The sequence below is a fragment of the Massilia sp. LMS1-1-1.1 genome, assembly GCF_040815535.1.
GTDB classification, from domain to species: domain Bacteria; phylum Pseudomonadota; class Gammaproteobacteria; order Burkholderiales; family Burkholderiaceae_D; genus Janthinobacterium; species Janthinobacterium aestuarii.
On the sequence record NZ_JBFPNG010000023.1, the window covers coordinates 496,945 to 518,686 of the forward strand.

The following is a 21,742-nucleotide window of genomic DNA, read 5'->3' on the forward strand; positions in this document are numbered from 1 at the left end:
TATTTGCCCCTCTCCCCCACTCGTTCTACACTGACCACATTAACTATTTTAAATTTAAAATAGTTATGTGCCGCCCACACGCGGCCATCCCGTCTGCACAGTGCGCGCCTTACCGGGCGTGCCCCTTGTACAGCCGTCATCTGAAACACCCTTTTGGAGACAGCCATGTCCGTGACCACGGAAAACGGCTCCGCAGCGTTCGCTAGAAACGCCGGTGCCGCGCCATCTACCCCCCCCGACACTTCCCGTTTGACCACCGTCAGCCTCGACGACAAATACACGGCCACTTCCGGCGCCATCTTCCTGTCCGGCATCCAGGCCCTCGTGCGCCTGCCGATGATGCAGCGCCTGCGCGACCAGGCTGCCGGCCTGAACACGGCCGGTTTCATCTCCGGCTACCGCGGTTCGCCCCTGGGCGGCCTCGACGAGAACCTGTGGAAAGCCAAGAAACAGCTGGAAGCGCACCACGTGCAGTTCGTGCCCGGCGTCAACGAAGACCTGGCCGCCACGGCCGTCTGGGGTTCGCAGCAGGTGGACCTGATCGGGCCGGCCAAGTACGACGGCGTGTTCGCCATGTGGTACGGCAAAGGTCCTGGCGTGGACCGCTGCGGCGATGTCTTCAAGCACATGAACCATGCGGGCACATCCAAATTGGGTGGCGTGCTGCTGGTGGCCGGCGACGACCATGGCGCCTATTCGTCGACCCTGCCGCACCAGTCCGACCACCTGTTTTCCGCCTCGATGATCCCCGTCCTGTATCCATGCAATGTGCAGGAATACCTGGACCTCGGTATCCACGGCTGGGCCATGTCGCGCTTTTCCGGCTGCACGGTGGCCTTCAAGGCCCTGGCCGACACGGTCGAATCGTCGGCTTCCATCGATGCCGATCCTTTCCGCGTGGAAGTGAAAATTCCACAGGATTTCCACATGCCCGAAGGCGGCCTGAACGCACGCTTGTCGAGCATCCCGCTGGGCCAGCAGGCGCGCAACCAGGAAGCGCTGATGCAGGATTACAAGATCTATGCGGCCCTCGCTTACGCGCGCGAAAACAAGCTCAACCACACCACCATCGACAGCCCGAACGCCAAGCTGGGCATCATCGCCTCCGGCAAGTCCTACCTGGACGTGCTCGAGGCGCTGGAAGAGCTGGGCATCGACGAACAGATGGCGGCCGACGTCGGCATGCGGCTGTTCAAAGTCGCCATGCCGTGGCCGCTGGAACCGGACAGCGTGCGCGAATTCGCGCAAGGCCTCGATGAAATCCTCGTCGTCGAAGAAAAACGCCAGATCGTCGAATACCAGTTAAAAGAGCAGCTGTACAACTGGCGCGACGACGTGCGCCCTCGCGTGATCGGCAAGTTCGACGAAAAAGGCGAATGGGTGGCGCCACGTGGCGAATGGCTGCTGACCTCGAAGGCGGATTTTTCCGTCTCGCAAGTGGCGCGTGTCATCGCCAGCCGCATCGCGCGCCTGATTTCCGACCCCGTCACCTGCGACCTGATCAAGGCGCGCCTGAGTTTTCTCGACGCAAAGGATGCGGTGCTGAAAAAGGCCGTGAACACACCGTTCCGCCCCGCGTTTTACTGCTCCGGCTGCCCGCACAACACCTCGACCAAGGTCCCGGACGGCAGCCTGGCGCTGGCGGGCATCGGCTGCCACGTGATGGCCACGTCGATCTATCCGGAAATGAACAAGCTGACCACGCACATGGGCGGCGAAGGCGCGCCGTGGATCGGGCAAGCCGCGTTCTCGGAACTGCCGCACGTGTTCCAGAACTTGGGTGACGGCACGTATTTCCATTCCGGCTATCTGGCCATCCGTGCCGCGCAGGCGGCCAAGGTCAACATTACCTACAAGATTCTCTACAACGACGCCGTCGCCATGACGGGAGGCCAGCCCGTGGACGGCCTCATCACCGTGCCGATGATGGCGCAGCAAGTGGCGGCCGAAGGCATCGCCCGCATCGCGCTGGTCACGGAAGACCTGAGCCGCTACAGCGACCGCAGCAACCTGCCCGCCCACCTGACCTTGCACGACCGCAAGGACATGGATGCCGTGCAGCGCGAATTGCGTGAAGTCCAAGGCGTATCCGTGCTGATCTACGACCAGACCTGCGCGGCCGAGAAACGCCGGCGCCGCAAGAAAGGCGAGTATCCGGACATTGCCAAGCGCATGGTCATCAACGACGCCGTCTGCGAAGGCTGCGGCGACTGCGGCGTGCAGTCGAACTGCGTGTCGATCTTGCCGAAAGAGACGGAATTTGGCCGCAAGCGCACCATCGACCAATCCTCGTGCAACAAGGATTATTCGTGCGCCAAGGGCTTTTGCCCCAGCTTCGTCACCGTCGAAGGCGGCAGCCTGAAGAAGACCAAGACGGGCGCAAGCAAAGCAGGCGAGACGGACAACTTCGGCCCCCTGCCGGAACCCGTCCTGCCCGCTTGCGACGCGCCGTACAACATCCTGATCAACGGCATCGGCGGCACCGGTGTCATCACCGTCGGCGCCCTGATGGGCATGGCGGCGCACCTGGAAGGCAAGGGCGCGTCCGTGCTGGACATGACGGGCATGTCGCAAAAGAACGGTTCCGTCACCTCGCACGTGAAAATCGCCAAATCCCCCGCGCACATCCGCGCACAGCGCATTGCCACGGGTGAAGCGGACCTGATCCTGGGCTGCGACATGCTGACGGCCGGGGCGCAGGATGCCGTGTCGAAAATGCGTCCGGGCCGCAGCCTGGCAGTCGTCAATCTGCACGAGCAGCCGCCGGGCACGTTTGCGCAGAATGCGGACTGGCAATATCCGACGGCGGAAGTGCGCCAGCTGATCGAGGAATCCGTCGGCGGCGCCGACGCGGCCGACTTCATCGATGCGACAAAATTAGCCACCGCACTGATGGGCGACTCGATCGCCGCCAACCTGTTCATGCTCGGCTACGCCTGGCAAAAGGGCCGTATCCCGCTGACGGAAGCGGCCTTGCTGCGCGCCATCGAATTGAATGGCGTGGGCATCGAATCGAACAAGAAAAGTTTCCTGTGGGGCCGCCGTGCCGCCGTCGACGTGCGCCGTGTAACGCAAATCGCCACGCCGTCGCAAGCGATCATCGTGCAAATGCCGCAAAGCCTCGACAGCGTCATCAAGAAGCGCGTGGAATTCCTCACGGCCTACCAGAATGCCGCGTATGCGGATGGTTATGCGACCTTGGTGAAGCAGGTGCGCGACCGCGAAAATACCCTGGGACTGGGACAGAAATTGTCGACCGCCGTGGCGAAAAGCTATTTCAAATTGCTGGCCTACAAGGACGAATACGAAGTGGCGCGCCTGTACACGGATGGCCGTTTCGTCGAGCAATTGCAGCAGCAGTTCGAAGGGAATTTTTCCGTCAAATTCAACCTGGCGCCGCCGCTGTTCGCCAAGAAAGATGCGAAAGGGCATCTGGTGAAAGCGGAGTTCGGTTCCTGGATGTGGCGCGCCTTCAAGCTGCTGGCCAAAGCCAAGGGCTTGCGCGGCGGCACCTTCGACCTCTTCGGTTACACAGCCGAGCGCAAGATGGAACGCGCGCTGATCGTCGAATACCGCGAACTGCTGGCGGGCCTGCTGGTCAACCTGACGGCGGAGAACCTGTCCACCTGCGTGGAACTGGCCTCCCTGCCCGAGAAAATCCGCGGCTTCGGCCACGTCAAGGAAGCGGCAGTCGATACTTACCGCAAGGATAAGGCGAGACTATTGGCCGTGCTGGCGGATGGAAGCAAGCACGCGGCATAAAAGACAACGCAGAGCCTCGGCTCTGCGTTTTTTTATTCGGGGCAGCGCCCCACCGTCGCCCCCGGCAATAGCACCGGCTGCCAGATTTCCTGCAGCCGTTCCGGCGGCGTGCCGGCCAGCAGGGATTGCAGCATTTCGACCATCTTGGCGCCGGCGCGGCGCAGGTCGGGCTGGTCGATGGTGGTGACATTGATACCGATCAAGGTGTCTTCCACATTGCCCCAGACGATGACGGAGATTTCCTTGCCGATCTCGATGCCCGCATCCATCAGCGCGCGCACCACGCCCACGCCGGACAAGTGGTTGTCGACGATGACGGCCGTGGGACGTGGCGAGCAGGCCAGCAATTGCTGCATGGCCTGGTAGCCGCTGCGGCGATCAAAAGTATTGTCGAGCAGACAGGCGGGATCGACCGGCAAGCCCGCTTGCGCCATGCAGCGGATAAAGCTTTCCTTGCGCTCATACGCAAAATGCAGATCCAGCGGCGCGCTCAGCAGGGCGATGCGCTGATGCCCGTGCGCCGCCAGGAAAGACACGGCCAGGTCGATGCCCGTGTCGTTGTCGTAGTCGAAATAGGCGTATGGCGCATCGATGCGCGTGCGGCCATTCGCGACAAAGGGAAAGCCGACTTTCGTCAGGTAGGCAATGCGCTCGTCGACAACCTTGGTGCGGCCCACCACCAGGCCATCGACCTGGCGCCCGCGCACCATGTTTTCATACGAGGGCTGTTCGTTCTGCGGCGACACGGGGGCGATGATCAAACTCATCTTCGACGCTTCGACGGCGTCGGACATGCCATTGACCACGGAAAGAAAGACGCTGTCGCCCAGGTCGCTGGGCAACAAGGGGTAGATCATGCCCAGCACATTCGTGCGGCCGACGGCCAGGCTGCGCGCAAGCGGGTTAGGCCGGTAGCCGACTTTCTTGGCGGCGGCCAGGACGATTTCACGGGTGCGGGAATTGACTTCCGGATAGCCGTTCAACGCCCTGCTAACTGTCGTTTTCGACATGCCGAGGGCAATTGCGAGGCTCTTGAGATTCATGTTAACTACCTGTCTGTATGGCAAAAGAAACCAACTCTGACCGTCCATTATAGCCCAGAGCGCCAAACAGGCCGCGCATTAGCGGGCGCAGACATGGTATAAAAACAACAATACATTGACTATCTAAAAAGCAACGTTTTAAATATGAGCACATGTGCTTCTCTACGGCACGGAGTCACTGATGGCAGAGAAACAATGCTCGCAGGCGACAGCATGTACTCACTTCGACAATCATCTCCTTACCTTCGGCATGACGCTTCGGCAACACAGGACGCGCGCGATAGCATTATCAAGAAAACATATTTACTGGAACTGTGCGAGAATTTGTCCTAATCTTGATTCAGGTAAAGGTTACTGCCAGGCATGTTGCGCTTGGTGCAGCACATCTTCCTGGACTTCCCTCTTTTCTGTACACGCTTGGGCATACTTTCAAAGGTGAACAATGTGGTATCGCTAACGTCCGTCAACAACTTGCAAGCCTCGCTCGCCACGGCACAACGCAGGGTCGAACAAGGCCAGAACCAGGTGCAACGCGACAGCGAACAGCTGGCGCAAAGCCGCCAGTTGCTGGCGCGGGAACAGGAATCGCTGAGCCAGACGCAACGCAGCAGCCAGCAAGCGCAGGCCGATGCCCCGGCCGCCGTCAAGGCACCGCAGCTGGACCAGGCGATCAAGGTGGCCGTGCCGCAACAAGCGGCCCCGGCCGCACCGAAAAGCACGCCCCAGTTGAACGGCTATGGCCAGACCCTCGGCCGCCTGATCGACGTGACGGCGTAAATTACTGGCCCATCTCCTCCTCCAGCATCGCCAGCCACCATTTATCTCCCTTCTTCGGCTGCGCCAGGTCGACCGCTTCGCCCATCTGCGGCGTGGCCAGGTTCACGCCCTGCTTGGCCGCCAGTCCCGTGATGCGGTCGAACGGTTCATGCCAGGCATGCAGACCCAGGTCAAACGTGCCGTTGTGCACGGGCATGAGCCACTTGCCGCGCAAGTCCTGGTGCGCTTGCAAGGTCTGTTCCGGCTGCATGTGCACGTCCGGCCACAGCTTGTCGTAGGCGCCCGTTTCGATCATGGTCACGTCGAACGGGCCGTACCTGTCGCCGATCTGCTTGAAACCGTCGAAATAGCCGGAGTCGCCGCTGAAAAACACGCGCACGTCCGGAGCGTCAATGACCCACGAGGCCCACAGGGTTTGATTGCTGTCAAACAGGCCGCGTCCCGAGAAATGCTGCGATGGCGTGGCGACGAGTTTCACGCCGGCAATCGTCGTGCCTTGCCACCAGTCGAATTGCTGCACCTTTTCCTTCGGCACGCCCCATTCGACGAGGGTGTCGCCCACGCCCAGCGGCGCGACGAAGTGTTCGGTCTTGGCGGCCAGTTGCAGCACGGCGGCATAGTCGAGGTGGTCGTAATGGTTATGCGACAGGATGATGGCCTTGATCGGCGGCAAGTCGGCGATGCTGATGGGAGGCTGGTGGAAACGTTTCGGTCCTGCCCACTGCACCGGCGAAGCGCGCTCGGAAAACACGGGATCGGTGAGGAAGAATTCATTATTCAGTTTCAGCAGCAGGGTCGAATGGCCGAGGCGAAACAGGCTGTTGTCGGGCGCGGCCAGCAGCTGCGCCCGGGTCAAGGCTTGCACGGGAACGGCAGCGGCCGGCACCGTGCTGTCCGGCTTGTCGAAGACAAACGTCCACAGCAGCTTGAGCGTCGCTGTCGTGCCCAGCTTGTACATTTCCACGGGATTGCGGAACTTGCCTTCGTGGCGTTGTGGGGATTCAGCGGGCGCGGCAGGCGCGGCGCGCAAGGTGCAAGAACTCATGATGATCAGGACTCCCAGAAAGAAGAGACGACGTGCGGCTCGGTGCAAGTGCATATATGGCCCGGCAAGGAATTAACAAGGATTAAATTACACTACACAGTGTAGTTCCTATTTCTGGCAAAGTAAACCAAGAGGTGTAAAATATTGTTTTCAAAGGAGATTTTCAGCCATGGCCGCACCGCAACGCCTCACCGACCGCAAGCGCGTCGCCATCGTCGATGCCGCCATCGCCGAGTTCCGCGACCACGGTTTTGATGCGACCAGCATGGACAGGATCGCTGCCACGGCCGCCGTTTCCAAGCGCACCGTGTACAACCATTTCCCCAGCAAGGACGAATTGTTCGCGGAAATCCTGCAGCGCATGTGGGAAAGCAGCGTGTCCCAGCCAGCCGTGCCCTATGTGGCCGACCAGCCGTTGCGCCCGCAAGTGCTGGCCCTGGTCGAGCAGAAAATGGAATTGCTGTGCGATCCGGCCTTCATCGACCTGGCGCGCGTGATCTTTGGCGAAACCGTCCACTCGCCCGAGCGCGCGCAAGCGATGGTGACGCGCCTGAATGAGAAGGAAACGGGCCTGAATATCTGGATCCGCGCGGCGCAGCAAGACGGGCGCATCAAGGCGGGCGAGACCCTGGAAGTGGCGCATCTGCTGATGTCGCCTTTAAAAACCTTTGCCTTCTGGCCGCAGATCACCATGGGTGAGCCCCTGCTGGGCCCGGCACGCCGGCGCGAAATAACGGAACTGGCCGTCGATATCTTCCTGTGCTATTACGGCTTGGCGAAACAGACGGCATAAACGGGCGGCAAGTGGGCAGACAGCGTCTGCCAGTGTTCGCCCTCATCGCCGGAATACCAGGCGCCGCCCGTCGTCGACGCCATCAATAAACTGCGCCCGTCGTCGGCCAGCGCCAGCCCGTGGCGGTAGATGAGGTCGTAGCAATGCTGCTGCGGCAAGCCCGCACGCAACACCTCGAAGGTTTTTCCGCCATCGCGCGTGCGCGTGACGGCCAGCGCACCATCGATGGGAATGCGCAGCACGTCCGCCTGCGCCGGCACGAACCAGGCCGTGCCGCCATCGCGCGGATGCACGGCCACGGCAAAGCCGAAATGCGACAGCGGCGCCGTCGTCACTTCCTGCCAGTGCCAGCCAGCATCGTCCGAACGCCAGATGCCGTTATGGTGCTGGCACCACAGGGCGTCCGGCGTGCCGGCGCTGCGCACGATGCGGTGCGGGTCTTGCACAGCCTCGTTTTCATCGAGCTCGGGTGGCATGTAATCGGCGCGCATGCCCGTCGCGCTCAAGGCCCAGCTGGCGCCGCCATCGAGCGTTTGCCACACGCCGCCGCAGGACACGCCAACCAGTACTTTGTTGCTGTCGCGCGGGTCGACGCAGATGCTGTGGATGCCGGGCACGTCATAGCCGCCGCCAAACCACTGCGCCCGCTGCGGCACGTTCCACAAGGACTCCACCAGCTGCCAGCTCTCGCCGCGGTCGCTTGAGCGGAACAGGCCGCCAGGCAAGGTGCCCGCCCACAGCACGCCGGGCTGGTCCGGGCCGCCGGCCGCCAACGACCAGATTTGCCGCAAGGTCCAGTCCACGGTATCGGTGCTGTCCTCGGGCTTGGCAGGATAGGCGGGCACGGCGACTTCCTGCCACGCGCTGGCGCCCGCGTCGAGGCGGTGCAGCTTGGCGCCGAAGTGGCCCAGGTTCAGGGCAGCGTACACGGCACCGTCGCGGCCATCGTGCAGCAGCATGGAGACGGGATCGCCGGCAAACTGCACCAGCGCCAGCTGCCAGGCACCGGCCGCATCGACATCGAACTGGAACAGCCCCTTGCGGGTGCCGAGATACGCGCGTTGAGCCATACTTAACCTCCGGAAAGTGCTTGCAAGATATAGACCTGGCTGTCGGGCAGCAAGACGTCGTCGAGCACGCGCCGCTCGCGGCAGCGCACGCCGTCGATGAAGATCACCACGTTCGGGCGCAAGGCGCCCTGCTCGTCGAGCACATAACCGCGCAGGCGCGGCTGCTGCACAAACGCGGCATCGAGGGCGGCGCGCAGACGTGGTGCATCGACGTCCACCGTGGGGACGTCGAGGTAGCGTGCCAGTTGTTGCGTAAAATGCAGATGCGCCATGCTGCCCTTCGACGTCGTCGGCCTCGACTCATTCTAGTCCGCTTTGCGGCCAATACAATTAAAATAGCGGCAAGCACACAAGGAGGCCAGGCATGACGATTACCCCGGAAGAACTAGCGGTGCTGATGCAGGAAGTGGAGGTGGCCGATCCCATCGATTTTGCCGACCTGCCCTTCAACGAGCAGGAATTGCGCGGACTGATCGCCAACCACCTGTGCGAGATGGCCGACGCCATGGAAAGTTTCAGCCCCGAAGACCGCAACCTGGCCTTGCTGGCCGTGGCGGCCAAGCTGGTGCTGGAAAACCTCGTCTTGCACGTGCAGCTGCTGCGCCGCCACGGCTTGCCCGTGAGCGACAGCGTGGATGCGCTGCTGCAGCGGCTCAAGGGCGGCAAGTCAACGTGAATCAGGCCCCGGTGCGCACAGCCCGCGCTTGCACCGTGAGGTCGCTTTCGGCCACGGCCACGCAGGGCAGGATGTAGCCGTCGAGCCGTTCATCGGGGCTGATGCCGGGCCAGTCCACCGTGTAACGCACCTGGCCCGCCGGCATGTGGCAGAGACAGGTGCGGCACGTGCCGTTGCGGCAGGAACTGAGCAGGCGGATGCCGGCCAGCTCGGCGGCGGCCAGGATGGTCGTGCCCGCTTCGGCCGGGAATTGCCAGCCTTGCGGGACGATGGTGATGGTAAAGGGAGGCGCGCTCATGCCTCCAGTTTAACAGTCCGCCAGCGCAGTCCAGCTGGCGCCCGCCGCATGGCTGCGCAGCACGGCCTCGGCAAAGGCCAGGCCCGCCACGCCATCGGCCACCGTCGGTAGCCAGCTCGCTTCCCTGGGCACGGGCAAGCCCGCTTGCAGCGCGCGGATGGCCAGGGCCGCATCCAGGTACAGCTGGGCAAACGCTTCCAGATACCCCTCCGGATGGCCGGCCGGCACGCGCGTGGCATGGCGCGCGGCGGCGCTGTCGACCCGCCCCGGACGCAGCAGCTGGCGGTTGCCGCCCTGCGGTGTACACCACAATTCGTTCGGTTGTTCCTGGTCGAAGTCCAGCTGCGCCTTGGTGCCGAACAGGCGCAGACGCACCGTGTTTTCGCAACCGGTCGCTACCTGGCTGGCCCACAACGTACCCTTCGCCCCATTCGCATAGCGCAGCATCACTTGCACGTGGTCGTCCAGCGTGCGGTTCGGTACAAACGTCGACAGTTCCGCCAGCACGGCCTGCGGCGTCAATCCGCTGACGAATTGCGCCAGGTGGTAGGCGTGCAGCCCCACGTCGAGCAAAGTGCCGCCGGGTCCGGCTTTCTGCGGGTCGTTATGCCAGTTGCCCTCGTTCATGCCGCCCGCCGCAATCGCATCGGCCAGCCAATCCTGCGAATACTCGACTTGCACGAGGCGCAGTTCGCCGATCTCGCCCGCCTCGACCATCGCTTTCGCATGACGCAGCAGCGGGTAACCGCTGTAGGTATGCGTGAGCGCAAACAGCAAATTTTTGCGTTGCGCCAGCGCCGCCAGCTTTTGCCCTTCCGCCAAAGAGATGCCCAGCGGCTTGTCGCAAATCACGTGGATGCCCGCTTCCATGAACGCCGTGGCGACCGGTGCATGCAAATGGTTGGGCGTGACGATGGCCACGGCCTCGATGCCGTCCGCCCTGGCGGCCTCCGCCTGCGCCATGGCGCGGTAATCGCAATAGATGCGGTCCGGCGCCAGGTGCAGCGCGGCGCCGCTGTCGCGCGCGCGGTCCGGATCGGACGACAGCGCGCCCGCCACCAGTTCATACTGGTCGTCGATGCGCGCCGCGATACGGTGCACGGCGCCGATGAATGCGCCCTGCCCGCCCCCTACCATACCCAGCCGTAAGCGTCGCTGCATGTCGTTTCCTTATTTCAAGCCGAGCAAATGATTGATCTGATGTTGATCCACGGCGCTGCCGGCAAAATCGTCGAACGCGCGTTCGGCCACGTGGATGATGTGCTCGCGGATGAAACGCGCCCCTTCGGCCGCCCCGTCCTCCGGGTGTTTCAGGCAGCATTCCCATTCCAGCACGGCCCAGCCCGGGAAATCGTACTGCGCCATCTTCGAGAAAATCGCCTTGAAATCGATCTGCCCGTCGCCCAGCGAGCGGAAGCGCCCGGCCCGGTCTTGCCAGTCGGCATAGCCGCCATACACGCCCTGGCGCCCGTTCGGCCGGAATTCCGCATCTTTTACATGGAAGGCCTTGATGCGCGCGTGATAAATGTCGATAAAGGCCAGGTAATCGAGCTGCTGCAGCACGAAGTGGCTGGGGTCATACAGAATCGACGCGCGCGGGTGGTCGTTGACGGCGGCCAGGAAGCGCTCGAAGGTCACGCCGTCATGTAAATCTTCGCCCGGATGCAGTTCATAGCAGACGTCCACGCCAGCGGCATCGAAGGCATCGAGGATGGGCAGCCAGCGCTTGGCCAGTTCGGCAAATGCCGTTTCCACCAGGCCGGCCGGGCGCTGCGGCCACGGATACAGATAGGGCCAGGCCAGCGCGCCGGAAAACGTCACGTGCGCCTTGAGGCCCAGGCGCTGCGAGGCGGTAGCCGCCCACAGCAGTTGCTGCGTGGCCCAGGCCGTGCGCGCAGCCGGATCGCCACGAACGTGCTCGGGCGCAAAGCCGTCGAACAGGGCGTCGTAAGCGGGATGCACGGCGATCAGCTGGCCCTGCAGATGCGTCGACAATTCCGTCACCTGCAAGCCGTGGCGCGCCAGCAAGGCTTTCACGTCGTCGCAGTACTGCTGGCTGGCCGCCGCCTGCTCCAGGTCGAACAGGCGCGGCGCCGTGGGGAGCTGCAAGCCCTTGTAACCGAGGCTGGCCGCCCATTGCGCCAGGTGCTCGAGCGAGTCGAACGGCGGCTCATCGCCGAGAAACTGGGCCAGGAAAATGGCCGGGCCCTGGATGGTTTTCATGTCAATGTCCTGTTAACCCAAACCGAAACCCGGGGTCGTACCCTGAGGGTACGACCCCAGCCCTTGTTTTGGGGTGTCGTTAAAAAGGCGAGTTCGGAAAGTAAAACTGCTTGGCGTTCTCGCGCGTGATCAGCACCGATGGGATGATCGTGTTGGCCGGCAATTTATCACCTTTCAGGCGCGCTTCCGTCGTCAGCTTGATGGCGTCGTACATGAACTTGGGCGAGTAGGACACGTCGGCCACGATCAGCGGGTCGGAACCGTCCATGATCTTCTTGACGGCACCCTTCGCGCCCGCGCCGCCGAACACTTGCTTGATGTCCGTGCGCTTGGCTTGCGCGATGGCTTTCTGCACGCCGATGGCCATGTCGTCATCGGCGGCCCAGACGGCGTCGATCTGCTTGAAGCGCGTCAGATAATCCTGCATGACCTTGAAGGCATCGTCGCGGTTCCAGTTGCCATACTTGGCGTCCAGGATCTTGATCTCGGGATGGCCCTTCATCACGGCGCTGAAGGCATCATAGCGCTCGTTGTCCAGGGTGGTCGGCATGCCGCGCAGCACGACGATATTGCCCTTGCCATTCAGGCTTTTCGCCAGGTATTCGGCCGGCAGCTTGCCAAACGCAGTGTTGTCGCCGGCGATGTAGGCATCCTGCGACTGCGTGTTCGTCAAGCCACGGTCGACCACGGTGACGTAGACGCCCTTGTTTTTCACTTGCGCGACGGGCTGCGTCAGCGAGGCCGATTCGATGGGGAAGATCACCAGGGTGTTGATCTTGTTCACCGTCAACATGTCCTGCAACTGGTTCGCCTGCTCCGGTGCCGTGGCGGCCGTCTTGACGATGATTTTCAGCCCTAAATGGGCTTTTTCCAGTTCCGCCTTGGCCTGGTTCGCCCACCAGACGATGCCCGACGTAAAGCTGTGCGTAGCCGTGGGGATGGCCACGCCGACCACCAGCTTTTCAGCGGCCTGTGCGCTCGGCAGCGCCCACGCCTGCATCACCAGCACTGCCATCCCTGCTACCCGTATAAAGCTCTTCATGCTGCTCTCCTCCAAGGTTGTGGGCGCCCGTTGGCTGCCCTTTCAGAACGCCGCCATGTTTTTATTTGCGGCCTCGCTGCAGGAAGGCGACGGCGATGATCACCACGCCTTGCACTGCGGCATTCAGGTAGACACTGATGATGCTGGTCAAATTCAGGATATTGCTGATCACGGACAAGAGGATGGCGCCGATCACGGTGCCGACGATGCGTCCCTCTCCCCCCTTCAGCGCCGTGCCGCCCACGACGACGGCGGCAATGGCTTCGAGTTCCCACAGCAAGCCCGTCGTCGGCGTGGCCGAGCCCAGCCGCGGCACGTACAGCACCGTGGCGATGCCCACACAGACGCCCAGCAGCATGTAAGTAGCGATCTTGACTCTATCGACATTGATGGCCGCATAGCGCGCCACTTGCTCGTTGGAACCAATCGCCTGCACATGGCGGCCAAAGGTCGTGCGGTTGAGGATGATGGCGCCGGCCGCGGCGACGAATAAAAAGATCCAGATCGGGATCGGCGCGCCCAGCACGCTCGTGTAGTAGACGGGGCTGTACAGCTCGGACAGGGTGGCGTCCAGGGTCAGGGCGCCGCCGTCAGCCAAATACGTGAGCACGGCGCGGAAGATGCCTAGCGTGCCCAGGGTGACGATGAACGGCTCGATATTGCCCTTGCTGATCAACAAGCCATGCATCAGGCCAAAGCCCGCGCCCAGGACCAGAGCCATGGCGATGCCCAGCACCAGCATGGTGATCGGCGCCAAATCGCCGCCCGCGCCTTGCGCCAGCGCATTCATGAAATAGATCATGCAGCCGGCGATCAGGGCCGCCATGGAACCCACCGATAAGTCGATGCCGCCGGAAATAATCACGAAGGTCATGCCGACGGCGATGATGCCGATGAAGGCCGTGCGCGTGAGCACGTTCATCAGGTTGTCCACGGTGGCGAAGTCGCCGTTGAGCAAGGTGCCCGCGATGCACAGGGCCAGCAGGCCCAGCACGGGGCCAAAGCCCTTGATGCGCGCGCCGAAGCTGGCAAGCGTGGATACGGTGGTGTCAGTGCGTGCCGGTTGCATGGGCAATCAACTCCTCTTCAGTCAGGTGGTCAGCAGACAGGGTGGCTTGCAAGGTGCCGGCGCGCATCACGGCGACCCGGTGGCACAGGCCAATCAATTCGATCAGTTCGGATGAAATCACGATCACGGCACGCCCTTCGGCGGCCAGGCGGTGGATCAAAAAGTAAATGTCGCGCTTGGCGCCCACGTCCACGCCGCGGCTGGGCTCGTCGAGCACGACGACACGCGGGTCCGAATGCAGGTATTTCGCCAGCGCCAACTTTTGCTGGTTGCCGCCGGACAGCATGCGCGCGCGGCTGTCCAGGTCGCCCGTGCGGATATTGAAATCCCCGACGGCCTTGGCCAATGCAGCTTTTTCCCCGGCCACATCGAGCCACGGCCGTGCATAGCGCTCCATCGTCATCATCGTGAGGTTTTCGCGCAAGCCCAGGTTCACGTGCAAGCCCTTCCCCTTGCGGTCTTCGCTCAGATAGGTCATGCCGTTCTGCATGGCTTGCTTGGGGGTGCGGATGTCCACGGGCCGGCCATTGAGTTTGATCGTGCCCGCGCTGCGCGGACGCAAGCCCAGCAGCGCCTCGAACGATTCCGTGCGCCCCGCGCCCACCAGGCCCGCAAAGCCCAGTACTTCACCGGCGCGCACCTCGAACGACAGGTCCCTGGACCAGCCGGGCACGCACAAGCCCTCCACTTTCAGCAACACAGGAGCGTCTTTCGCCAGCGCCACCTTGACCGGAAACATGTCGGACAATTCGCGCCCCACCATCAGGTTCGCCATCTGCTGGCGCGTGAGGCTGGCCGTCGGCTCGCGCGTAACGAAACGCCCGTCGCGCATGACGATGACCTCGTCCGTGTTGCGCTCGACTTCATCGAGCTTGTGGGAAATGTAGAGGATGGTCACGCCATCCGCTTTCAGCTGCGCCATGACGGCAAACAAACGCTGCGTTTCCGACGACGTCAGGGTGGCGGTCGGTTCATCCATGATCAGGAAACGGGCGCGGCGCGACAGGGCCTTGGCGATTTCCACCAGCTGTTTCTCGGCGACGATGAGGTCGCGGATTTTCGTGTCGGGCGACACGTCCAGGCCCACCTGTTTCAGGTAGCGCGACGCTTCTTCCTTCATGGCGCTCTCGTCGAGCAGCCAGCCGCGCGTTTTTTCGTGGCCGAGGAACATGTTCTGCGCCACCGTCAGGTGTTCGGCCAGGTTGAATTCCTGGTGGATCAGCACGATGCCGGCGCTCTCCGCCGCGCGCGAACTGGCAAAGCGCTGGGGCTGGCCATCGATCAGCAGCTGGCCTTCGCTGACGGCTTCATAGCCGGCGAGGATTTTCATCAGGGTCGACTTGCCGGCACCATTTTCACCGAGCAAGCCATACACGCGCCCCGGCGACAGGTTGAAACTGACGCCATGCAAGACGCGCACGGGGCCGAAATCCTTGCAGACCCCTTCGAAACCGACGGCAACGCTCACTATGCACTCCCTCGCAGAATTAATTGGTGTTGCAGCAGCACGCCAGGCACACTGGCCGCCGGGTCCGCCAAACGCTGCAGCAATAATCGCGCCGCCGTCTCGCCCAGTTCGCGCATCGGCTGGGCAATCGTGGTCAAGCCCGGATCGATCTGCGCGGCGATGGCGATATCGTCGAAGCCGATGACGGCCACGTCTTCGGGCACGCGCTTGTTCAGCTGGCGCAGCGCGCTCAGCACGCCAATGGCCAGGGTGTCGGAGACGGCAAAGATGGCCGTCGGCGCGTCGGGCTGCGCCATCATCCGCAAAGTGGCGGCCGTGCCCGCTTCGTAATCGAGGCTTTGCACCGTGTGCACCCACTGCGGCTGCACGGGCAAGCCGGCCGCCTTCAGGGTGTCCAGGTAGCCCTGCTGGCGTTGCCGCGCGTACAGATAGCGCTCATCGGAGTTGATCAGGCCGATGCGCGTATGGCCGCGCGACAGCAGATGCGCGACAGCGTCGGACGCGGCCCGGTGGTTGTCGATACCGACATAGGGCACGGCCACGGCGGGGTCGAATTCGCAGCACGCCACCCAGGGCAGGCTGACGGATTCATGCGACAGGGCATGCTGCACCGTGTCCGGATCGAGGCAGATGGCGCCGTCGGCGCGGTGCATGCGCAGCAAGTCGAAGTAGGAGCGCTCGCGGCCCGCGTCGGCGCCCGTGTCGCACAGCAGCACGAAGTAGCCGTGCTCGCGCGCCACCGTATCGATGCCGCGCACGATCTGCGCATAGAACGGATTACCCACGTCAGGCACCATGGTGAGCAGCATGCGGCTCTCGGCCGTGCGCAGGCTGCGCGCCAGGTGGTTCATGCGGTAGCCGAGCGCCGCCACGGAAGCGAGCACCTTGTCGCGCGTGGGCGCCCGCACTCCCGCCTGCTCGTTCATCACGCGCGAGACGGTGGCCACCGACACGCCCGCATGCGCGGCGACGGCGCTGATGGAGACGGTTTCTGTCGGCAAAGGTGATGGAAGGGCTGCAGGCATGGCGCTTTTCAACAAAATGTAATCGATTACATTTATAAGCCAGTCGCGCGCGCGATGCAAACATTATCGATGCTGCGGCGCGCAAAAAATGAGCAAAAAGCGGCCCTGTACGGGCCGTTGGAAAAGCTATTTCTGGGGCTGCAAGGCGTTCTGCTGCACGGCAAAACCGCCGTATCGCAGATCAGGGGGAACTTACTGCATCATCGCGCAAAACGTCTCGGGATTGCCGTCAAGGATGACGCCGCTGGGCCAGCGGTGGCTGCGCTGCTGAGCGCGCAGCAAGGAGGCGGCCAGGGCCGAGTCGCCATCGATGGCATACACGAAGACGGGCATGTTCAGGCTGGCCGCGTCGCTGAGCAAATTCGGATTGGCGTCCAGGCTGCGCGCATCGACGTGCACGCCCGTGGGCATGCCGATCTGCTGCTGCACGCGCTGCAACCACGGCTTGTCCAGCTTCGGCGGGCGGGCATTTTTCGCGATATAGCGGCTGACGCGGTTCGTGCCGGCCGCCTGCGCATTGCGCGCGTCAAACACGAGCAAGCCCAGGTAGCCCTGCGGATCGGCGCGGCGCGCGCACGCGAGGTTGTTCGGCACGCCCGACGTCAAGAACCAGTTGCCGTGCTTGATGTTTGCGCGCAACTGCCCCACCAGGGAGGCGATCGGTGCGCACGATCCCACGACATCCTTGATTTCCGCGTTCAGGGTTTTACTTGGAAAAGCCGTGGCCAGGTCAGCGATGTCGGTCACAAAAGGCGGTGTTTCCGGTGTGGCCACGCCACGGTTCTTCATGCTGGCGGCGCGCCAATCGTCGGCCGTCAATTGCTTGACGGTACGGGGCGAGCCCGTGTCGACGACCCTGCCCGTCAACAGGTCGTGGTGCACTACCCAGCTGCCGTCGCCAAGCAGCTGCAAATCCGTCTCGACACCATCCCAAGTGCCGAAATACGTGTTGCGCAGCGCGCTCAGCGAGTTTTCCGGCGCATTGCCGGCGCCACGGTGGGCGTGCACCTTCATGCCCAGGCAGTCGGCCTGGACAGCCGTGCTGGCCATGGAAAGCAGCAAGGCCAGTGCGGCCGCCTTATTTTTGTCCCGGATGATAGCCATAGTGAATTCCCTGCAAAACGTGGATGCGGATCGCTTCGTTGACGGGGTAGCTGTAGCCCTGCCCCACCGCCACGACGTGCGTGATATTGGCCAGCAAGCCCTTGCCGGCGATTTGCCAGCGCGTGCTGTCGTCGGCGGCCTGGCGGTTCCAGTCCAGCATCTGGCGGAACAGCTCGCTCTTCGTGACATTATTGTCCGAGAGGGTAAAGATACCCCAGGTTCCCAGGAAGGCGCCAGCCAGCACGCCCGTGGCGATCCAGGCGGAACGGCGGCTCAGCTGGCCATCGGCGCCCGCCTGCTCGCCGCGGCGCGCCGCCAGCGCCAGCAAGCCCACCGTGGCGATCAGGTACAGCAATTTCGAGAAGTGGCCGATGGCGCCCAGCAAGGAGAAGAACAGGGCGACGGGCGGCACGATGGCCGCGCGCGCCGCTTCCTTGCCCTCTTCAAAGTACTTGCCGCCCACCTCGAAGTCGTTGCGGCTGGCGCGGTATTCCACGAGTTTTTCCGCCGTCTGGCGCGCGGCGAACTGGTCGAACAGACGGCTGAACTCGGCCGGGCTCGCATACGCGTCCTGCACCACGGCGCCTTTCGGCAAACGCAAGCCCTTGCTCGCTTCGCTGCCATCGCCGCCGTCCGGCCCGTCTCGCAGGACGGCCTGGATGCCGGGGCGCGCCACGAAGGCGGCAAAGGACAAGCCAGGCGGAATACGGTCACCCTTGATATGCAAACCCTTGCTGGCCGCTTCCGACGCATAGCGGCGCTTGACGGCGGCGCGGAAGCTCAATTGGTCGGCAGGGTGCCAGTTGGCCGATACGGGCACTTTCTTGCGCACATTGTTGACGACGGCCGCCTTGCGCCGCGCCGGCACGGAATGCGGCTGCCAGCCATGGCGCGACAGGCTTTGCCGGTAATCGCTCCACGCCGTTTCCTGCTGCTGGCGCAAGCCCGCATCATCATCGGGAATGATGCCCGAATACAGTTTCCATTTGTCGCGCACTTCGCCGATCGCCTGCTGGTATTTTTCATAGTACCCGGCCGCGCCGCCGGCGATCTTGCGCACATTGAAATTGATCAACTGTTCCTTGGCCGGCTCCATGCGCTCATCGAGGTGGCCCACCGAGACAGCCAGGAAGGGAAACAGCGCGAGGAAAGCCTTGCCTTCGGGCTTGGCAAACAGGGTGGCGTCATCGACCAGGCCCTGCAATTGCAAGCTGCCGCCGACCAGCGAGCGCTGCATCAGGGTCGTGTTGAAGGCCAGGCGGCGAAATTGCGCATCGCGCGTTTCGACCAGCACGGTGACCGTCGTTTTCAAAATGCCGAACACGACCGCCGCCGTGGCGACGCAGCAAAAGACGATCTTTTTCCAGCTGGGGCCGCTGCCATTGTTCTTCAGGCGGCGGCGCCACATCAGTTGCAGCACCACGAGCGCGGCGGCGATGCCCGACAGGCTGCGGCCATAGAATTCCACGCCCTCCACGTCGTGCGGCTTGACGTCGCCGCCCACCACGTCGAGCAAACGGGCATTGAAGCCCAGCTCGAAGCACAAATAAATGATCGTCAGGACGATCAGGATCAAGGTCTGCCGGATCTGCAGACTGCGCAAACTCGCGGCCATCTTATTTCCTCAGATCGATGACGACGGGCTTGATCTCTTCGGCCTGGAAGATCATCGGCGCCATCGGAGCAGGCGCAGCGCTACGTTGCGCGGGCAGGCTGATGGCGGCGGGCGTTGCCACCCTGGCCGGGGTGTCCTGGCGGCGCGCCTTGGCGCTGGCGCGGCTGGCCGCTTTCGGCGCGGCGGCAGGCGCCCGGGTCGATGCCGGTGCCGGTGGCGCCGGGATCACGCGGCCGCTGTCGCTGCCGGGCGTGGTGGCGATGGCGGGACCCGTGCCGCGCAAGGCATCGTCGGCAAACGGCTGGGCGCGCGTATCGACGCCGGGCGGCACGGCCACGCTGGCGTTGAGCAGGCGGTTGTCCGTGTAGATCATGCGCGACAGGCGGTTGTAGTTGGGGAAGTCGATATTGAGCGACTTCCCGTCCGCCGCCACGTCCACGCGGGGGCGGTCCTTGCAATTGCCGACCGTCCACTGCAGCACGTCCGTGCCCTGGAAAGCCAGCACTTCATAGCGGTAGGCGCAGCCGCGCTCCTGCGTTTCCACGATAACCACGGTGCGCTCGCCCACGTTTTCCACACGCGCCACGCGGGCCGTGATGGCGTTGGCCAGCGGCACGACGCGGAAGGCCTGCGACAGCTTGATCGAATACTTGCCTTGCGGGTCCTTGCGCAAGGTCCCTTCCGTGCCGTCGCGCAGGCGGAAGGTGGAAATCGGCGTGCCGAACAGCTCGGCCGTATCGAGGCCCATCAACACGCCGCCACGGCCGTTCGGCGTCATGGCGCAGCCCGTCAACAGGACGCCGGCAGCCACGCCGGCGATCAATTTGCGCCAGTGCGCGGATGCAAAATTCTTATACCTTGTCATGCTCGATAACTTTCTCTTATTTCAGGGTCAGGGATTGATGACAGCCAGCGGATTGCCCGGGCCTGGCGGCGGCAAGACTTTCTGGCGGTTGCGCGAGAGCACGGTGAAGGCACCCAGGGTGTCCGGTCCGGCGACGATTTCCAGCTGCTCGCGCTGCAGCCACGTGCGGATTTCCGCCTCCGTAGCCTCGGCACGGAACAGCACGCGCGTGCGCACGCCCGTCTCGATGCCGCTGCCACCGCTGCGGAATTCCGCATTGCCGACAACGGCGCCCTCTTTCGGCAGGAACAGCCACGCCGATTGCACCACCATCACGCTGGCGGCCACGGCCGTGACGAGCTTCAGCCAGCGGTTGGCATTGGCCGCCTTCACGGGGGACATCGCTGGCGCGATAGCATCGGCCGAAGCGATCTGCAATTGCTGCAAGCCCTGGCGCAGCAGTTGGCGGTAGGCCACGCGGCCGTCCTTGCCCAGCTCGCTCGACAGCGGTGTGCCGGTCAAGGCGTAATCATCGCCGGGCAAGGCCACGCGGGCGATCACGCCGGGTGCCGCCGTGGCGCCATTCGCGCGGCCATGCAGCTCCAGCCAGCGCGCCGCCTGCAGGCGCTCCTGGCTGAACACGCCCAGGCAGGCGCCCAGGTCCGTCACGGCCAAGGTCACCGGCATGTCGCACAGCACGAGGCCCGCGCGCGGATCGGCGGGCGCGTCGCGCTCCTCGACCACGAGGCCGCAGGCGTCCGCATACGCCGTGTCCGGCGTGACGAGCCAGCCGCGCCAGCGCTGCCGCGTGCTGTCCCAGGCATCGAGCAGCACGGCGCCAAAGCCGGGAAGGCGCGCCAGCAAGTGGATCTGCCCACCGGCGATGGGGCGCGCGGCCAACGGCGCCGCATCGCTGCGGCGCTCGAAACGTTGCAGCAGGTGTTCCGGCACGGCAATGCCGCGCCAGTCGGGGGTAGTGCCGGCCACCTCGTCGTCCAGCAGTTCGGCTGAAGATGGAGGCGACGGCAGGCGCGCGGCAACGATGGCCAGCGAGGGCGTCAATGCGTTCATGCCGATGGCCTTTCATCAGGGTTTGGGTGGGTGGGCGCGGGGTCCATGTGCAGGGATAACGCGGCCACGCACAAGATATCCAAAACTATTTGCGCCGCCTGCAGATCGCGTGCGGCCAGGGCGTCCCCGACGCGCAGCTTGAGCAGGTTCAAGACCCAGCTGCCCAGCAAGGTGGCGCGGTGGGCCGGCTCGACGATCTGGCGGCCCGCGCTGGCAGGATCACCCTTCTGCCTGTGTACCAGGCCTAATTTTCCGCCGTGGTAGTGCGCGGAAGCGATCTGCTCGGCCAGTTCCTTGACGGGCATGCCACCGCAGCCGCAATGGCGCAGCAGCAAGATCAAATCGTCGGGCAAGGTGGTGATGAACACGTCGGCCGCGTCGCGCACTTGCTGCGGCGTGAGCTGGTAGTCGCGCAGCGGTTCCGCATACGCATCGGGCGCGCGCAGCTCGCAGCCCTCTTGTGCATCGGCATCTTCGTCATCGCGCTGCTTGCGCAGCTGGTCGATGATGAAACGCTTGAAGTACAAAAACAGGGCGCCGATGTGGTGGGGCGCCGCCTCGCTGTCGCCGTGCAGGACTTTTTCGATGAAAAACTGGTGGCGCAAGTCGGCCAGCGAGTCGCCCAGCGACGCCGCCTCGCGCGGACGGCACGGCGTCAGCGCGGCGATGACGCGCTGGTAAAACTCGCCAAGTTCGCCTTGTGTCAGCTGCTGGCGGCGGGTCCAGAAAGCATGAATCCGTTCAAATTGTTCCGATTGCAAAGCCGGTCCGATCGTGTGTTGGGCGGCACGCGCCACTGGCCGGCGGCGACGTACCG

Annotated in this window: 20 protein-coding genes; 4 read left to right on the plus strand and 16 right to left on the minus strand. The window is 63.6% G+C overall.

Features of this window, described 5'->3' with window-relative positions; genetic code table 11:
- Positions 1-165: 165 nt before the first annotated feature.
- A complete protein-coding gene (locus MRBLMS1_RS17245; RefSeq protein WP_485880631.1) occupies positions 166-3,762 on the plus strand; it encodes an indolepyruvate ferredoxin oxidoreductase family protein in 3,597 nt (1,198 codons plus the stop codon).
- Between the two features lie 32 nt (positions 3,763-3,794).
- On the opposite strand, the gene MRBLMS1_RS17250 is transcribed toward MRBLMS1_RS17245, so the two are convergent.
- Positions 3,795-4,805, minus strand: coding sequence for a substrate-binding domain-containing protein (locus MRBLMS1_RS17250; protein ID WP_485880633.1), 1,011 nt, complete (start codon positions 4,803-4,805; stop codon positions 3,795-3,797).
- 444 nt (positions 4,806-5,249) lie between these two features.
- On the opposite strand from MRBLMS1_RS17250, the gene MRBLMS1_RS17255 reads away from it, so the two are divergent.
- A complete protein-coding gene (locus MRBLMS1_RS17255; RefSeq protein ID WP_034753595.1) occupies positions 5,250-5,582 on the plus strand; it encodes a hypothetical protein in 333 nt (110 codons plus the stop codon).
- 1 nt (position 5,583) lies between these two features.
- Here MRBLMS1_RS17255 and MRBLMS1_RS17260 read toward each other — a convergent pair whose 3' ends face one another.
- Positions 5,584-6,627, minus strand: a complete 1,044-nt coding sequence (locus MRBLMS1_RS17260; protein ID WP_485880635.1) for an MBL fold metallo-hydrolase — start codon at positions 6,625-6,627, stop codon at positions 5,584-5,586.
- A gap of 169 nt (positions 6,628-6,796) precedes the next feature.
- Between MRBLMS1_RS17260 and MRBLMS1_RS17265 the strand changes: the two genes are divergently transcribed.
- Positions 6,797-7,420: a TetR/AcrR family transcriptional regulator gene (locus MRBLMS1_RS17265; protein ID WP_128140978.1), complete on the plus strand. Its 624-nt coding sequence runs from the start codon at positions 6,797-6,799 to the stop codon at positions 7,418-7,420.
- Here the strand turns inward: MRBLMS1_RS17265 and MRBLMS1_RS17270 are convergent.
- Together MRBLMS1_RS17270 and MRBLMS1_RS17275 are read right to left on the minus strand one after the other, a co-directional pair.
- Positions 7,393-8,490, minus strand: a complete 1,098-nt coding sequence (locus tag MRBLMS1_RS17270; RefSeq protein ID WP_485880637.1) for a WD40/YVTN/BNR-like repeat-containing protein — start codon at positions 8,488-8,490, stop codon at positions 7,393-7,395. The two genes, MRBLMS1_RS17265 and MRBLMS1_RS17270, sit on opposite strands and share 28 nt — an antisense overlap.
- 2 nt (positions 8,491-8,492) lie before the next feature.
- Positions 8,493-8,762, minus strand: coding sequence for a MoaD/ThiS family protein (locus MRBLMS1_RS17275; RefSeq protein ID WP_331778256.1), 270 nt, complete (start codon positions 8,760-8,762; stop codon positions 8,493-8,495).
- Positions 8,763-8,854: 92 nt separating this feature from the next.
- On the opposite strand from MRBLMS1_RS17275, the gene MRBLMS1_RS17280 reads away from it, so the two are divergent.
- Entirely contained in the window at positions 8,855-9,166 is a 312-nt protein-coding gene (locus tag MRBLMS1_RS17280) for a hypothetical protein (RefSeq protein WP_128140975.1), read from the plus strand.
- Position 9,167: 1 nt separating this feature from the next.
- Here MRBLMS1_RS17280 and MRBLMS1_RS17285 read toward each other — a convergent pair whose 3' ends face one another.
- From MRBLMS1_RS17285 to MRBLMS1_RS17340, 12 genes are all read right to left on the minus strand, one after another.
- Positions 9,168-9,464, minus strand: coding sequence for a 2Fe-2S iron-sulfur cluster-binding protein (locus tag MRBLMS1_RS17285; protein ID WP_485880640.1), 297 nt, complete (start codon positions 9,462-9,464; stop codon positions 9,168-9,170).
- A gap of 9 nt (positions 9,465-9,473) precedes the next feature.
- A complete protein-coding gene (locus MRBLMS1_RS17290) occupies positions 9,474-10,625 on the minus strand; it encodes a Gfo/Idh/MocA family protein (RefSeq protein ID WP_485880642.1) in 1,152 nt (383 codons plus the stop codon).
- A 9-nt stretch (positions 10,626-10,634) separates the two neighbouring features.
- A complete protein-coding gene (locus MRBLMS1_RS17295) occupies positions 10,635-11,687 on the minus strand; it encodes a sugar phosphate isomerase/epimerase family protein (protein ID WP_485880644.1) in 1,053 nt (350 codons plus the stop codon).
- Between the two features lie 79 nt (positions 11,688-11,766).
- Entirely contained in the window at positions 11,767-12,702 is a 936-nt protein-coding gene (locus tag MRBLMS1_RS17300) for a substrate-binding domain-containing protein (protein WP_485881032.1), read from the minus strand.
- Positions 12,703-12,790: 88 nt separating this feature from the next.
- Positions 12,791-13,798, minus strand: coding sequence for an ABC transporter permease (locus MRBLMS1_RS17305; protein ID WP_485880646.1), 1,008 nt, complete (start codon positions 13,796-13,798; stop codon positions 12,791-12,793).
- On the minus strand, positions 13,779-15,266 hold the full coding sequence (locus MRBLMS1_RS17310; RefSeq protein WP_485880648.1) for a sugar ABC transporter ATP-binding protein: 1,488 nt from the start codon (positions 15,264-15,266) through the stop codon (positions 13,779-13,781). Before MRBLMS1_RS17310 ends, MRBLMS1_RS17305 begins: the two co-directional genes overlap by 20 nt.
- A complete protein-coding gene (locus tag MRBLMS1_RS17315) occupies positions 15,266-16,291 on the minus strand; it encodes a LacI family DNA-binding transcriptional regulator (protein WP_485880650.1) in 1,026 nt (341 codons plus the stop codon). The genes MRBLMS1_RS17310 and MRBLMS1_RS17315 overlap by 1 nt, the downstream gene beginning before the upstream one ends.
- A 192-nt stretch (positions 16,292-16,483) precedes the next feature.
- On the minus strand, positions 16,484-17,395 hold the full coding sequence (locus tag MRBLMS1_RS17320) for a glycerophosphodiester phosphodiesterase (protein ID WP_436482278.1): 912 nt from the start codon (positions 17,393-17,395) through the stop codon (positions 16,484-16,486).
- Positions 17,370-19,010: a hypothetical protein gene (locus MRBLMS1_RS17325; RefSeq protein WP_485880653.1), complete on the minus strand. Its 1,641-nt coding sequence runs from the start codon at positions 19,008-19,010 to the stop codon at positions 17,370-17,372. The genes MRBLMS1_RS17320 and MRBLMS1_RS17325 overlap by 26 nt, the downstream gene beginning before the upstream one ends.
- Before the next feature lies 1 nt (position 19,011).
- Positions 19,012-19,875, minus strand: a complete 864-nt coding sequence (locus tag MRBLMS1_RS17330; protein ID WP_485880654.1) for a hypothetical protein — start codon at positions 19,873-19,875, stop codon at positions 19,012-19,014.
- A 27-nt stretch (positions 19,876-19,902) separates the two neighbouring features.
- Positions 19,903-20,925, minus strand: a complete 1,023-nt coding sequence (locus tag MRBLMS1_RS17335; protein ID WP_485880656.1) for a hypothetical protein — start codon at positions 20,923-20,925, stop codon at positions 19,903-19,905.
- Positions 20,922-21,686 carry a hypothetical protein gene (locus MRBLMS1_RS17340; RefSeq protein WP_485880658.1) on the minus strand — a complete coding sequence of 255 codons (765 nt, stop codon included), beginning with the start codon at positions 21,684-21,686 and terminating at the stop codon, positions 20,922-20,924. The genes MRBLMS1_RS17335 and MRBLMS1_RS17340 overlap by 4 nt, the downstream gene beginning before the upstream one ends.
- Positions 21,687-21,742: the final 56 nt, after the last annotated feature.